The sequence below is a fragment of the Streptomyces sp. NPDC001663 genome (genome assembly GCF_042893105.1).
Lineage (GTDB): Bacteria > Actinomycetota > Actinomycetes > Streptomycetales > Streptomycetaceae > Streptomyces.
This window is the reverse complement of record NZ_JBIAUR010000005.1, coordinates 60,297-74,797: the sequence shown is the minus strand read 5'-3', so window position 1 is coordinate 74,797 and position 14,501 is coordinate 60,297. Positions and strand designations below refer to the sequence as shown.

General features: G+C 69.9%; 14 protein-coding genes. 11 read left to right on the top strand and 3 right to left on the bottom strand.

The features are described 5' to 3' along the window. Window positions 1-18: 18 nt before the first annotated feature. The 6 genes from ribH to ACFY1L_RS17225 all read left to right on the top strand — a co-directional run bounded on the left by ribH (window position 19) and on the right by ACFY1L_RS17225 (window position 4,769). On the top strand, window positions 19-504 hold the full coding sequence (ribH, locus tag ACFY1L_RS17250; RefSeq protein WP_003988915.1) for a 6,7-dimethyl-8-ribityllumazine synthase: 486 nt from the start codon (window positions 19-21) through the stop codon (window positions 502-504). 34 nt (window positions 505-538) lie between these two features. Beyond that, entirely contained in the window at window positions 539-811 is a 273-nt protein-coding gene (locus ACFY1L_RS17245) for a phosphoribosyl-ATP diphosphatase (protein WP_030946750.1), read from the top strand. A gap of 51 nt (window positions 812-862) precedes the next feature. Then, window positions 863-1,711 (top strand): ATP phosphoribosyltransferase, encoded by an 849-nt coding sequence (hisG, locus tag ACFY1L_RS17240; protein ID WP_388824150.1) that lies wholly within the window; start codon window positions 863-865, stop codon window positions 1,709-1,711. Window positions 1,712-1,739: 28 nt separating this feature from the next. Further along, entirely contained in the window at window positions 1,740-2,183 is a 444-nt protein-coding gene (locus ACFY1L_RS17235; RefSeq protein ID WP_388824148.1) for a PH domain-containing protein, read from the top strand. A 178-nt stretch (window positions 2,184-2,361) separates the two neighbouring features. Continuing rightward, entirely contained in the window at window positions 2,362-3,687 is a 1,326-nt protein-coding gene (locus ACFY1L_RS17230; protein ID WP_388824146.1) for a hemolysin family protein, read from the top strand. Continuing rightward, a complete protein-coding gene (locus ACFY1L_RS17225; RefSeq protein ID WP_388824144.1) occupies window positions 3,684-4,769 on the top strand; it encodes a hemolysin family protein in 1,086 nt (361 codons plus the stop codon). Before ACFY1L_RS17230 ends, ACFY1L_RS17225 begins: the two co-directional genes overlap by 4 nt. A 74-nt stretch (window positions 4,770-4,843) precedes the next feature. On the opposite strand, the gene ACFY1L_RS17220 is transcribed toward ACFY1L_RS17225, so the two are convergent. After that, window positions 4,844-6,709, bottom strand: a complete 1,866-nt coding sequence (locus ACFY1L_RS17220) for an AAA family ATPase (RefSeq protein WP_388824142.1) — start codon at window positions 6,707-6,709, stop codon at window positions 4,844-4,846. A 427-nt stretch (window positions 6,710-7,136) separates the two neighbouring features. Beyond that, on the bottom strand, window positions 7,137-7,757 hold the full coding sequence (locus tag ACFY1L_RS17215; protein ID WP_388825371.1) for a uridine kinase: 621 nt from the start codon (window positions 7,755-7,757) through the stop codon (window positions 7,137-7,139). 274 nt (window positions 7,758-8,031) lie between these two features. Here ACFY1L_RS17215 and ACFY1L_RS17210 point away from each other — a divergent pair, with 274 nt between their 5' ends. The 5 genes from ACFY1L_RS17210 to ACFY1L_RS17190 all read left to right on the top strand — a co-directional run bounded on the left by ACFY1L_RS17210 (window position 8,032) and on the right by ACFY1L_RS17190 (window position 13,157). Beyond that, entirely contained in the window at window positions 8,032-8,982 is a 951-nt protein-coding gene (locus ACFY1L_RS17210; protein WP_388824140.1) for a hypothetical protein, read from the top strand. Between the two features lie 73 nt (window positions 8,983-9,055). Further along, entirely contained in the window at window positions 9,056-10,510 is a 1,455-nt protein-coding gene (locus ACFY1L_RS17205) for an amino acid permease (protein ID WP_388824138.1), read from the top strand. 231 nt (window positions 10,511-10,741) lie between these two features. Further along, complete coding sequence (locus ACFY1L_RS17200) at window positions 10,742-12,094, top strand: peptidase C39 family protein (protein ID WP_388824136.1); 1,353 nt, start codon at window positions 10,742-10,744, stop codon at window positions 12,092-12,094. A 142-nt stretch (window positions 12,095-12,236) separates the two neighbouring features. Then, complete coding sequence (locus tag ACFY1L_RS17195; protein ID WP_388824134.1) at window positions 12,237-12,377, top strand: SCO1431 family membrane protein; 141 nt, start codon at window positions 12,237-12,239, stop codon at window positions 12,375-12,377. 120 nt (window positions 12,378-12,497) lie between these two features. Beyond that, window positions 12,498-13,157, top strand: a complete 660-nt coding sequence (locus ACFY1L_RS17190; RefSeq protein ID WP_388824132.1) for a TetR/AcrR family transcriptional regulator — start codon at window positions 12,498-12,500, stop codon at window positions 13,155-13,157. 63 nt (window positions 13,158-13,220) lie between these two features. On the opposite strand, the gene ACFY1L_RS17185 is transcribed toward ACFY1L_RS17190, so the two are convergent. Next, window positions 13,221-14,453 carry a glycoside hydrolase family 18 protein gene (locus tag ACFY1L_RS17185; protein ID WP_388824130.1) on the bottom strand — a complete coding sequence of 411 codons (1,233 nt, stop codon included), beginning with the start codon at window positions 14,451-14,453 and terminating at the stop codon, window positions 13,221-13,223. Between the last annotated feature and the right edge of the window lie 48 nt (window positions 14,454-14,501).

The window sequence follows — 14,501 nt, the reverse complement described above, 5'->3', positions numbered from 1 at the left end:
TCGAGGAGACAAGAGAACGTGAGCGGCAAGGGCGCACCGGAGCTGTCCGTACGCAACGTCGGAGACCTGCGGGTCGCCGTCATCGCGGCGCAGTGGCACGAAAAGGTGATGGACGGCCTGGTGGACGGCGCTCTGCGCGCCCTGCACGACCTCGGCATCGACGAGCCGACCCTCCTGAGGGTCCCCGGCAGCTGGGAGCTCCCGGTGGTCGCCAAGGTCCTCGCGGGCCGCGGCTACGACGCGATCGTCGCCCTGGGCGTCGTCATCCGCGGCGGCACCCCCCACTTCGAGTACGTCTGCCAGGGCGTCACCCAGGGCCTCACCCAGGTGTCCGTCGAGACCGGCGTCCCCGTCGGCTTCGGCGTACTGACCTGCGACACCGAGGAGCAGGCCCTGGACCGGGCCGGCATCGAGGGCTCCAACGAGGACAAGGGGCACGAGGCGGTGACCGCGGCGGTGGCCACCGCCGCGACCCTCCGCTCAGTATCTGAACCGTGGCGCTGACGAAGGTGCCGTTTGGCATAGGCTGAGCGACACCATGTCCAATAAGACGTTCGAGGAGCTCTTCACCGAGCTCCAGCACAAGGCCGCCCACGGCGATCCCGCCACTTCCCGCACCGCAGAACTGGTCGGCAAGGGCGTCCATGCCATCGGCAAGAAGGTCGTCGAAGAGGCCGCCGAGGTCTGGATGGCCGCCGAGTACGAGGGCAAGGAAGCGGCCGCCGAGGAGATCTCGCAGCTGCTGTACCACGTTCAGGTGATGATGGTCGCCCGCGGGATCTCCCTGGACGACGTCTACGCCCACCTCTGAGCCGTAACCCGCACACCAGCACCGTACGCACGAACAAAGGAAGCCGACCTCATGCTGCGCATCGCCGTCCCCAACAAGGGTTCCCTGTCAGGCCCTGCGGCGGAGATGCTGCATGAGGCCGGCTACCAGCAGCGCCGCGAGTCCAAGGAGCTGCGGATCGTCGACCCGGTCAACGACGTCGAGTTCTTCTACCTCCGGCCGCGCGACATCGCGATCTACGTCTCCTCCGGCCAGCTCGACATCGGCATCACCGGCCGCGACCTGCTGATCGACTCCGGCGCCAACGCCGAGGAGATCCTCCCGCTCGGCTTCGCCCGCTCCACCTTCCGCTTCGCCTCCAAGCAGGGCGCGGCGAGCGGCGTCGAGGACCTCAACGGCAAGACGGTCGCCACCTCGTACGAGGGGATCGTCGCCAAGCACCTGGCCGACAGCGGCATCGACGCCTCCGTCGTCCACCTCGACGGTGCCGTCGAGACCGCCATCGAGCTCGGTGTGGCCGAGGTCATCGCGGACGTCGTCGAGACCGGCACCTCGCTGCGCAACGCCGGTCTGGAGGTCTTCGGCGAGCCGATCATGAAGTCCGAGGCCGTCGTCATCCGCCGCACCGGGGCGGACGGCGAGGAGCCCAAGGTGCAGCAGTTCCTGCGCCGCCTCCAGGGCGTTCTGGTGGCCCGGACGTACGTGATGATGGACTACGACTGCCGGGTCGAGCAGCTCGAGAAGGCCGTCGCCCTGACCCCCGGTCTCGAGTCGCCGACCGTCTCCCCGCTGCACAACGAGGGCTGGGTCGCCGTCCGCGCGATGGTCCCGGCCAAGGAGGCCCAGCGGATCATGGACGACCTGTACGACCTCGGCGCCCGGGCCATCCTGACCACGGCCATCCACGCCTGCCGTCTCTGAGCGACACCGATCCGATAGACACCGAGAGATGTCCGAGCTGCCCACCCTCCCCGTCACGTTCCGGCCGGGCCGTACCCGGGCCGTCCTGCTCACCGCCGGCGTCGCGATCTTCGTCGTCATCACGACGGTCGCGTTCCTGCTGGAGCAGCTCAGCCCGGGCGAGCGCCTGAGCTTCATCTTCACGGCGGCACTCCTCGCCGGGGTGCTGGCCCTGCTCGCCCGCGTCAAGGTCGTCGCCGACGAGTCCGGTGTCACCGTCGTCAACATCGCCAGCAGGCGGCGCCTGGACTGGGCCGAGATCATCCAGGTGAACCTCCGCCCCGGCGACCCCTGGGTGTTCCTCAACCTCAGCGACGGCACCAGCCTGCCCGCGCTCGGCATCCAGCCGGGCATCGCCAAGGAGCGTGCCATCGCCGACGCTCGCACCCTGCGTGCGCTCGCCGAGGCTCGCTCGACAAGGGATCTGCCGTAACGGCCCATGTCTTGATTAATCTGTTGGCGGAGGCGTTTTCGTCGCGCCTCCGCCGCTGATGTTCCCGCCGGGCCCACAGCGGCCCCCTGCAACCCGAGGAGTGACTCCCTCCAGCGATGGACGGATCGTCCTGTAGTACCTGCGCCGCCCCCTCACGACATACCGAGGCGGCGGCATCATGACCACCCCCCTGCTGCTCCTCGGAGCGGCCTTCCTGCTGATCCTCGCCAACGGCTTCTTCGTGGCCGCCGAGTTCGGCCTGGTCACGGTCGAGTCGACGGACGCCGAGAAGGCCGCCGCCGAAGGCGACAAGCGAGCCCTCAGGGTCGCCGAGTCGCTCAGGGAGCTGTCCTTCCAGCTCTCCGGCACCCAGCTCGGCATCACCATCACCTCCCTCGTCGTCGGCATGCTCGCCGAACCCGCGCTGGCGGAGCTGCTGCACGGCCCGTTCACCGCGATCGGCATCCCCGAGGGCGCCGTCTCCGGCGTCGCGGTGGTCGTCGGCATGCTCGCGGCCTCCGCCGTACAGATGGTGATCGGCGAACTCGTGCCCAAGAACTGGGCGGTGTCCAAGCCCATGCAGGTCGCGCGCTTCGTCGCCGGCCCGCAGCACGCCTTCGCCCGGCTGTTCCGCCCGGTCATCGCCGCGCTGAACGCGGTCGCCAACCGCCTCGTCCGCGCCCTGGGCGTCGAGCCCACCGCGGAGCTGGCCTCCGCCCGCACCCCCGGCGAACTCGTCTCCCTGGCCCGGCACTCCGCACAGGCAGGCGCCCTGGAACAGGACACCGCCGACCTCTTCGTACGGACCCTGTCGCTCGCCGAGCTGACCGCGCAGCATGTGATGACCCCGCGCGTGAAGGTCAGCGCGCTGCAGTCGTCGGCGACCGCCGAGGACGTGGTCAACCTGACCCGCGCCACCGGCCTGTCCCGCTTCCCCGTCTACAAGGAGCGGATCGACGAGGTCGTCGGCATGGTCCACCTCAAGGACGCCCTCGCCGTCCCGGTGCACGAGCGGCTGCGCACCCCCGTCGGCCGTATCGCCCGCCCGGCGCTGCTGGTCCCCGAGACGCTGCCCGTGCAGCCCCTGTTGGCCCAGCTGCGCAGCGAGCAGCCCATCGCCGTCGTCGTCGACGAGTACGGCGGTACGGCCGGCGTGGTCACGCTGGAGGACATCGTCGAGGAGATCGTCGGCGAGGTCCGCGACGAGCACGACGGTCAGGACGTGCCCGAACTCGCCGCCGCCCCGCCGGAGGAGGGCAGGCCCGCCTGGGACGCCGACGGCAGCTGCCGCGTCGACATCCTGCAGCGCATAGGACTCGACGTGCCCGAGGGGCCGTACGAGACCGTCGCCGGGCTGGTCGCCGACCTGCTCGGACGCATTCCGGCCGCCGGTGACCGGGCCGAACTGCCCGGCTGGCGGCTGACCGTGCGCCGCGTCGGCCACTACCGCGCCGAGCGGGTACGGCTCGTGCGGACCGGGTCGGTCGTGGAGGTCGCCCGATGAGCGTGCTCCAACTCCTGTTCGCCGCCCTGCTCGTACTCGCCAACGGCTTCTTCGTCGGCGCCGAGTTCGCCCTCGTCTCGGTACGCCGCAGCCAGATCGAACCCCTCGGCACGGCCCGCGCCCGCCAGGTCCTCTACGGCCTGGAGCGGTTGCCGCAGATGATGGCCGCGGCCCAGTTCGGCATCACCGTCTGCTCGCTGACGCTGGGCGCGGTCGCCGAACCGACCGTCGCGCACCTGCTGGAACCGGTCTTCGAGTGGATCCACCTGCCCCACGGCATGATCCACCCGCTGGGCTACGTCATCGCGCTCGCCGCCGTGGTCTTCTTCCACCTCGTCATCGGCGAGATGGTCCCGAAGAACCTCGCCATGGCGGCCCCGGAGAAGGCCGCGCTGTGGCTCGCACCGGGTCTGGTCGCCTTCGCCCGTCTCTGCAAGCCGATCACCATCGCCCTGGGTGCCGTCGCCCAGGCGATCCTGCGGCTCTTCCGCGTCGAGCCGAAGGACGAGGTCGAGGCCGTCTTCACCAGCGAGCAGCTCAACCGCCTGGTGGAGGACTCAGGACAGGCGGGCCTGCTGGACCCCGAGGAGCAGGAACGCCTCGAGGACGCCCTGGAGCTGGGCTCCCGCCCGGTGACGGACGTGCTCCTGAAGCGCGAGTCGCTGGTGACGGTCAGCCCGTCGGTCACCCCGGGCCGGATCGTCGAACTCACCGCCCGCACCGGGTACTCCCGCTTCCCGATCGCGGCGGAGAACGGCGCCTTCATGGGCTACCTGCACGTGAAGGACGTACTCGACCTGGAGGACTCGGACCGGGCGGTGCCGCAGCACCTGTGGCGGCCGATGACGACGCTGCGCTCCGAACTCCCCCTGGACGACGCCCTCACGGTCATGCGCCGCGCCGCCACGCACCTGGCCCAGGTCGCCGACGCGTCCGGCAAGGTCCTGGGCCTGGTCGCCCTGGAGGACGTACTGGAACTCCTGGTCGGCGAGGTCACGGACCCTGCGCACCGGGAGGTGCCGGAGGTGCGGGTGACGGAGCCGCGGGCCAGCGGGGAGCCGGAGGGAGTGCTGGCGACGTAGGTGGGGCGGGCGGGGGCTGTGCTATGTCACATACCGCGGCCAGTGCCGTGTGACATGTCGCGGCCAGTGCCATGTCACATGGCAGACGGATCCTGCGGCCCCCGCCCCGACAGCACCTCTCCATACGCCTGCATCAGATCCGGCAGCCGCAGAGTCGACAAGTCGTCCCGTGACAACACCCCGGGATACGTCGACAGCCGCAGATCCCGGTACGCGCAGCTCTTCTCGTACAGCGTGCGCAGGAAGCGTCCGTTGCCGAGCTCGTCGATCCAGCCCTGGTCCACCACGTGCCCGGCGATCGAGCGCAGTTCGTCGAGGGCCTCCTCGTCCCACACGTCACCGTTCTCCCCGGCCAGCACCTCGCCGATCGAGGTGAGCTCGAGGGGGCGGTAGGACGGGAAGTCGACGCGGGTCGTGAAGCGGGACGACAGGCCGGGGTTGGCCGCGAGGAGACGGTCCATGCCCTCCGGGTAGCCGGCCAGGATGACCACCAGGTGGTCGCGGTTGTCCTCGGCCCGCTTCAGAAGGACCTGCAGCGCCTCGTCGCCGTACGCGTCGCCCTTGCCGTAGCCGGAGTTGGAGAGCGAGTACGCCTCGTCGACGAAGAGCACACCACCGATCGCGGAGTCGATCAGTTCGTTGGCCTTCACGGCCGTCTGGCCCAGGTACTCGCCGACCAGATCGGCCCGCTGGGCCTCCACGAGGTGGTCGCCGCCGAGCAGGCCGAGGGCGTAGAAGACGCGGCCCAGGATGCGGGCCACCGTGGTCTTGCCGGTGCCGGAGGGGCCGGAGAAGACGAAGTGGCGTTTGGGCGGCTGGACCGGCAGTCCCTGACCTGCCCGCAGCCTCGCCATGTTCAACTGGGCGGACAGCGCCTTGACTTGGCGCTTCACCGGCTCCAGGCCCACCATCCGCTCCAGCTCGGCGAGCGCCTCCTCGAGCAGTGCGGGGTCGGTGGGCCCGGCGGGCAGCGGGGATCCCGGCGGTCCTAAGGTCTTCTCGCGCACCGCCGGGTCGATCGCCGAGGGCAGCGGGCCGACCGGCGGCAGGTCGGACTCGGTGAGCCTGAGGTCCCGGCCCTCGGCGCCGAACAGCGGGTCGAGGGCGTCAGGGCCCTCCAGGACGTCCTGGCTGCCGGAGAGCGTGATCGCCGCGAGGTCGGCCGCGTCGTCGTACCCGTCGCCCTCGGCGATCGCCGCGAGCCGGGCCGAGGTGTCCATGAAGGCGGGGTCGACGCGGTGCACGGCCCGGTACAGGGGGAGCGCGGCGGCCGAGCGGCCCGTGCCCTCGTGGGCTCGCGCGAGCCAGTAGCGCAGTTCCTTGCGCTGCGGCTGTTCGCTGCGGCAGCGCATCAAGGCCGCGGAGAGCAGTGGTTCGGCCTGGCCGTACATCTCGAGGCGGACCCGGGCCATGCCGCCGAACAGGCCCGCCTCGATGCCGAGCAGGGCGTCGTCGATCAACGGGTCGGTGTGGCGGACCAGTTGCTCCCAGTCCTTGACGAGATAGGCGCGACACGCGTGCAGAAAGCGGACCTGGGGGTCGGCGTCCACGGGCGGGAGCCCGGCGAGCGCCCGGTCCAGCTCCGGGACATGGCGGCCGTCCAGCCAGTGCGAGGCGTGCGCGAGCAGCAGGTCGCGCGGGCTCTCCAGCACGGGCTGCACCCACCAGCCGAGCCAGTACCAGGAGTTGAGGGAGCGCCGGTGCCGGGCGCGCTGCTCGCCGAAGCGGTCCCGGTGGCGGAACATCCGCAGCAGCGCGGTCGTCGTGTCGACGCGCAGCGCGTGCAGTCCGAGCCAGCCGTCGGCCATCCCGGGATCCATCCGCACCGCGGCCCGGAACTCCTCCTCCGCCTGTGGATAGGCGCCCATCGTGTAGGCGTCCACACCTCGCAGCCAGGCGAGGTCGGCCGGGGCCTCGGGGCCCTGCGTGCCGAAATCCATCACGTCCCCCACAAACCGTGCCCCCGTCGGTTGTCCGCCGGACCGGCGTCCGTCGGCCGCATTGATCGAACCGCCGTGCCGCGGACCGGAGTTGCGGTGCGCGCAGCCGTCCGTCAGGTCGCACCGAGGGCATCGTACCTGCGGTGGCGGGGCCCGCCGTAGGGTGCCGCACAGGCCGTTTGGCGAGGTGGGAGCAGATGGGGCGTACTTCGGACGGTGACCGTGGGTGAGCGAAAGACACCGCGCAGCGTCCGGAAAATGAGACGAGGGCAGAACGAAGCCCCCGATCACGGGGGAACAACCGGGGGCTTCGCGACATTGGGCGGCGTCGAATGGCCGCACATTGAGAACGTAAGTCCTGTACGGCCCCCCGGTCAAGCCGAGTTGAGGGACTCCGGAAAGTTCTCCGGCAGGGGTCTTCACAAGTTCAGCACACTGCCGATGGCCCGTCACCGTGCGTGAGCATCTGGTCCGGTCCAACTCTCTTCGCGGGCCCCGGGAGTATCTCGTAACCCTTCTCCAACTGCCGTACCAGGAGATCGGCGTACGGTCTCGACGGATCCTCGGCGAAGTGCCGTCGCTCCGCCGTGACCCACCCGGCCCAGAACTCCCGCTGCTCCTCCCCGTCGCGGTGCTGTCCGCGTGCCCAGGAGTCCTCGTGCGGTAGCTCCATCCACAGCAGATGCGCCAGATACGGGCGCAGCGCGCGGCGGCCCGCGCCGACCCCCTCGACGAGGATCACCGGGGCCGGCGGCAGGGCGCGGGGCGGTTCGAAGGCGCGGGTGCGCCAGTCGTAGGGGGTGTAGAAGGCACTCTCGCCGCGGCCGAGCGGTTCGATCACCTGGGTCAGCAGTCGTCCCGTCCACTCGAACAGCTCGTCGTGGCTGGCGATGTCGTCGAGGTGCAGCACGGGGGCGTCGTCCAGCGCCCGGGCCAACTGCCCGGCGAACGTGGACTTTCCGGAGCCGGCGTGTCCGTCGACGCCGATCAGGCGGACCGGGCCGCAGGACGCGGGGAGGTGACGGAGCCGGGAGGCGAGGTGGTGAATGGCGATTCCTTGACCGACGGGAGGTTGGGCATATTCGGCAGGAACATTCTAGTGGCGGGCGATATCGGGGCGAATGGACGGGTGGCGAACGGGGTGATGAGTAGTGCCGTATTGAACAAGTTGCAAGGGGTCCTCGTTGATTGGCCCGCGGCCAGTCTTATTCACGTCGCATAATCACGGACAACATCTCGAAAATCGCGTTCCGGTTGCGCTCGTTGCTGAGTAGGGTGCCAGGTGCACAACTGCGAGGCGTCGTACGGGGAGACAGGAGCAGATGGCCGCTGGGTTATTCGAAGGGCAGTATGTGTGGCATCCGGCGGCCGACGACCGAGTGCTCGCGCGCGTATGCGTGGACATACGCGCCGGCCGTTACCTGAGCGCCCACGAAGCCCTCGCCGAAACACGCGGCGACTTCGGGCTGCGCGCCCATCGTTCCCTGGTCCTCGCCTCGGAGGCGGCCGACTCCGACCTCGCCGAGCGCTGGCTGGCGGAGGAGCCGACGCCGGAGGCCGCGCTGTTGTGGGCGCGGGTGGCCGTGCTGCGGGCGCTGCGCGCGGCCGACGCGCAGGACGAGCGGGCAGAGGCCCTGGAGCGCATTGCGCTCGCGGCCTGCGACCGGGCGTCGGCGACGGACCCGGCCGACCCCACGCCCTGGGTCGCGCGGCTGGCCATGGCGCGGCTGCACCGGCTGACCGAACCCGCGCCGCGAGGTCTGCTCACCGCGCCGCCCGGACCGTGGCGGCTGTTCGCGCACGTGCTGTCCCTCGACCCGTGGCACCGCGAGGCCCACCACCGCTTCCTGGCCTGCTTCTTCGCCCGCCACGGCGGCTCCGTCAACGCCGCCTGGGACGTCGCCGCCTTCCTCGGCCAGCGCGCGCCCGTCGACTCCCCGCTGCGCCTGCTCCCGCTGGTCGCCCTCGTCGAGAGCTACAACCCGACCCAGCTGCTGGCCGACCGCGTCTGGGAGCAGCCGCAGTGGCGCTCCACCGCACTCGCGATCTACCAGAACTGGCTGCCCCGGGTGGCGGGTTACCGCTTCACCCCGGTCCTCGACCTGGCCTACCTCGCGCACGCGCTGGTCATGGGCAAGCGCGAGTTCGAGGCGCGGGCGGTCTTCGCGGCGATGGGGCCGTACGCCTCGCGCATGCCCTGGTCCGCCTTCGGCGACCCGGCCGACCAGCTCTCCCGCGCCCGCCGCGCCTGCGGGCTCCCCGTCCCCCCATAGAGAGAAAGGCCGGCAAGTGTCAGAACGAACAGCAGAACCGATTGAGCTCGACGACGACGCCACCCTGCATGCGATGGGTTATCCGAGAAAACTCACACGCCGCTTCAAGGCGTTCGACAATTTCGCCATATCGTTCACCATCATCAACATCATCTCGGGCATTTTCTCGGGCTTCGGATTCGGCATGAACGCCGGCGGTCCCCGCATTCTCGTCTTCGGCTGGATCGGCGTCTCCGTCATGGTTCTCCTGGTCGGCGCCGCGATGGCGGAAGTCGCCTCGGCCTATCCGACGAGCGGGGCGCTGTATTTCTCAGCCGGGAAACTCGCCAAACGGCACAAGGGCGCCTGGTCCTGGTACACCGGCTGGCTGAACTTCGTGGGCCAGGTCGGCGGCACGGCCGCCACCGGCTACGCCGCCGCCACCTTCATCCAGGCCTTCATCGCCCTGCAGTGGTCCTCCTATGTGCCGACCGCCCACCAGACGGTGCTGATCACGGCGCTGCTCATCGTGGTGCAGGGGCTCGCCAACACCTACACCGTCCAACTGGTCGCCCTGCTGAACCGGATCTCCGTGTGGTGGCTGCTGATCGGACTCGTGGTGATCGTCGGCGCCCTGATCGTCGGCCCCGACCAGCACCGGTCGGCCTCGTTCGTCACGCATTTCGCGAACAACACCGGTTTCACGAGCGGCCTTTACGGCGGGATGCTCGGCCTGCTCGTCACCAGTTGGACGTTCACCGGCTTCGACGGCAGCTTCCACATGTCCGAGGAAACGGTTCGTGCCACGGTCAACGCACCGAAGGGGATCACCCGGGCCATCGGCTACTCGGCGATCACCGGCCTGATCCTCATGCTCGCGCTGGTTTACAGCATTCGCGATTACGACCATGTGGCGAGCGCTTCCGCACCGCCCGTCCAGATTCTCATCGACGGACTCGGCGTGGGCACCGCCAAGGTGCTCCTGCTGATCGTGATCGGCGCAATGCTCTTCTGCGGTCTCGCCAACCTCACCAGCAACACCCGGCAGATCTTCGCCTTCTCCCGCGACGGCGCGATGCCCGGCTCGCGCCTGTGGCACTCGGTCTCGCCGCGCACCCGCACCCCCGTCAAGGCGGTCTGGCTCGCGGTCGGCTGCTCCCTGGCGCTCGTGCTGCCCGGCTGGTGGTCGCACACGGCGTTCACCGCCATCGTCAGCGTGAACGTCGTCGGCCTCTTCCTCGCCTACGCCGTACCGATCCTGCTCCGGCTGAACCTGGGCGCCGACTTCGAGCCGGGGCCGTGGCACCTGGGCCGCTGGAGCCGGCCCGTCGGCGTGGTGGCGGTTGCCTGGATCCTGCTGAGCAGCGTCCTGTTCATGCTGCCGCAGGCCTCGCCGATCACCGTCGACTCCTTCAACTACGCGCCGATCGCCCTCGCCGTCGTGCTGGTCGTCGCCACGGTCTGGTGGTTCGCCACCGCCCGCCGCCGCTTCCAGGGCCCGGTCAGCTACGGCCGCCCCGACGAGGTCGCGGCGATGGACCTGATCTGAGTAACGATGGACCTCGTCCGAGGCCGGTCCCGGCGTATCCCGCGGGGTGGGTGCGCCGGGCCGGACGGCCCAGCAGGTCATGCCAGTGGTCCAGGCCAATATTCGTGGGCGCGGCATGGGCCGAAGTGCTGGCAGGACGATCCGCCTGCGGCCATAGTTGGCGCACAACAGTGCAGCGCAACCGCGCAATTGGACCTGCCCCGACTCGGACACCTGGGGGTCTTTCCGCCCATGAGCAGAGCCGAACAGCCGTCCCGCAGAACCGTCCTCGCCGCCGCTGTGGCTGCCGCCGTGGTCGGCCCCGCGGTCACCGCCGGCGTGGCCGACGCGGAGGAGCCGGCCGTGGCCCCGGCCCGCCCCGTCGACTACCGCTCCTGGACCTCGTACACCGACTGGCGCAGCGGAACCACGAAGGGCACCCGGGCCGTCGCCGGCGCCCGCCCCGGCGTGGTGATCGCCGCCCCCGCCGGCACCACCGACTACACGGACCCGCACACCGGCACGACCGCCACCTGGGAGTACGCGACCTGGACCGCTCCGGTCCACAAGCTCCGCGTCCCCTCCACAGAGGTGATCGCCTCCTGGAACGCGCACACCCCGGCCGGCACCTGGCTCCAGGTGGAACTGCTCGGCACCTACTCCGACGGCACCGAGACCCCCTGGTACGTGATGGGCCGCTGGGCCGCCGGTGACCAGGACATCAAGCGGACCTCGGTGGACGACCAGAAGGACGGCAAGAGCACCGTCTGGACGGACACCTTCGCCATCGACGACGCGACGACCGGCCTGCGCCTGGTCTCGTACCGCCTCCGGCTCACCCTCTACCGCAAGCCCGGCACCAAGCTCACCCCCACGGTCTGGCGCCTGGGCGCGATGGGCTCGGACATCCCCGACCGCTTCACCGTCCCGGCCTCCACGCCGGGCCTGGCCCAGGAGCTGATCGTCCCGCGCTACTCGCAGGAGATCCACAAGGGCCAGTACCCCGAGTACGACAACGGTGGCGAGGCCTGGTGCAGCCCCACCTCCTCGCAGATGATCATCGAGTACTGGGGCGGCCGGCTCACCCCCGAGCAACTGGCCTGGGTGGACCCGACGTTCGCCGACCCGCAGGTCTGTCACGCCGCCCGCTTCACCTTCGACTACCAGTACGAGGGCTGCGGCAACTGGCCGTTCAACGCGGCCTACGCGGCAACCTACAAGGGCCTGCAGGGCGTGGTCACCCGGCTCGGCTCGCTCACCGACCTGGAGACGCTGATCGCGGCCGGCATCCCGGCCATAACGTCCCAGTCGTTCCTCAAGGAGGAGCTGACGGGGGCGGGTTACGGCACCTCGGGCCATCTGATGACCGTCATCGGGTTCACCGCCGACGGCGACGTGATCGCCAACGACCCGTTCTCGCCGAGCGACGACGCCGTGCGGCGGGTCTACAAGCGGCGCGAGTGGGAGAACATCTGGCTGCGCACCAAGCGATACAACGCCAGCGGCAAGGTCGTCTCCGGCACCGGCGGCGTCTGCTACCTGTACTTCCCGGCGCGGCCCACGCCCCGCCAGCGCAAGGCGCTCGCGGCGGTCGGCGTGCGCTGAGCCCATGTGTTCATGCGTGAAGGCCCCGGGAAACCGGGGCCTTTCCGCTGTGACCAACATCTCTGCCGCAAAAGCCGTTCGGGGTGGCAAGGTGGCCAGAACCCTGGGGGGAGTCCACCGCACCCGACCTCAGCGAGACGCCATGACCGCACACACAGCCAGCGCCGCCCGCACCCGCACCGGCGGCCCCGAGGACCACGGTCCGAAGATCCTCGAGCACGTCATGGGCTGGGCCCTCGTCGTGGTCGTCGCGATGCTCGTCACCCAGCTCGGCCTGCTGTGATCTGAGCCGTGCAACCCCGGTAGCGCCCGCTCCAGTTCCTCGATCGGACTCGAACGAGTGGGCGTTGTTGTTCTGACATACTGCGGATGTCCCGCCGCCAGCCCGAGACCAGGGTCGAAATTGAAGATCAGCCAACAGAGCGAGGCCGTACGCCCCCGTGCGCGCGGAACCGAGCGCTCGCTGGCGCGCCGCGCCGAACTCATCGCCATCGGGCGCAAGTTGTTCGCCGACACGTCGTACGACGCGCTCTCGATGGACGACATCGCCCGGCAGGCGCATGTGGCGAAGGGGCTGATCTACTACTACTTCCAGTCCAAGCGCGGCTACTACCTGGCGATCATCCACGACTCGGTCGCCGACCTGGTCAGCTTCGCGGCGAGCGGACTCGAACTGCAGCAGGTGGACCGGGTCCACCGCACCATGGAGAGCTATCTGCGCTGGGCCGAGCACAACCAGGCCGCCTACCGCACGATCGTCAGCGGCGGTGTCGGCTTCGACGCCGAGGTGCACGCGGTCCGGGACGGGGTGCGCGAGGCGATCGTCGCGACCGTCGCCGACGGGGCCTACGGCCGCACCGACATCTCCCCGCTGGCCCGCATGGGTCTGTTCGGCTGGGTGTGCAGCGTGGAGGGCGCCACCCTCGACTGGATCGACCGCCCCGAGCTGTCCCGCGAGACCATGCGCGAACTTCTGGTCAAGATGCTCGGCGGTGCCATGCGCGCCATCGAGGAGATGGACCCCGCCTACCCGGCTCCGGAGCCGGCCCGCCGGGACGTCTGACCGGCTGCGCGCGCGAGGGGCGGAGGCTCCGACGCCCCCGCCCCGACCACCGTGCTTCCGCGGTCAGTTGATGGCCTTGATCAGCTCACCGTTCGCGGTGTCCCCGCTCAGCTCCCAGAAGAACGTGCCGCCCAGACCCTGCTGGTTCTTGTACGTCATCTTCGTGCCGATGGTCGCGGGCGTGTCGTAACTCCACCAGTTGCTCCCGCACTTGGCGTACGCGGTGCCGCCCACCGTGCCGGTAGCCGGGCACTTGCTCTTGAGCACCTTGTAGTCGTCGATGCCCTGCTCGTACGTCCCCGCCGCAGGGCCGGTCGCCGTGCCGCCGGGCGCCGCCTGGGTGACACCGGTCCAGCCGCGGCCGTAGAAGCCGATCCCGAGCAGCAGCTTCGAGGCCGGGATGCCGAGGCCCTTGAGCTTGGCGATGGTCGCCGAGGTGTAGAAGTTCGCCTTCGGTATGCCGGAGTAGGAGTTCAGCGGCGAGTGCGGGGCCGTCGGGCCGCTCGCGTCCCAGGCACCGAAGTAGTCGTACGTCATCGGGTTGTACCAGTCGACGTACTGTGCCGCACCCGCGTAGTTCGCGGCGTCGATCTTGCCGCCGCTCGTGGCGTCCGCAGTGATCGCGGCCGTGACCAGCGAGCTGCTCCCGAACTTCGAACGCAGCGCCGCCATCAGGTTCTTGAAGGCCTCCTTGCCGCTGGTGTCGCAGGTGTTGCCGCAGGCGTTCGGGTACTCCCAGTCGATGTCGATGCCGTCGAAGACACCCGCCCACTTGGAGTTCTTCACCAGGTCGTAGCAGGACTGGGCGAACGCCGCCGGGTTCTTCGCCGCCTCTCCGAAGCCGCTCGACCAGGTCCAGCCACCGAAGGACCAGAGCACCTTGAGACCCGGGTGCTTCTTCTTGAGCTTCAGCAGCTGGTTGAAGTTGCCGCGCAGCGGCTGGTCCCAGGTGTCGGCGACGCCGTCCACCGACTCGGCCGCGGTGTACGCACGGTCGGTCGCCGCGTACGAGTCGCCCATCGCGCACTTGCCGCCGGTGACATTGCCGAAGGCGTAGTTGATGTGCGTGAGCTTGGTCGCCGAGCCGGACGTCTCGATGTTCTTGACGTAGTACTTGCGGTCGTAGGTGCCCCATTCGGTGAAGTAACCGACGACCTTCGAGCCCGCCGCTTCCTGGGCGGACGGCTTGGCGGAGGCGGTGCCCGCGCCGGCGAGCAGCCCTGCGCCCAGGACCGCGCAACACGCGGCCGAGACGAGCGCCCGGAAGGAGGCGCGGGGGCGGTGCGGAATGTGCATCGGGTGTCTCCTCGTGGGGGAGAGGGAACGCGCGCCGATTGGCATGAA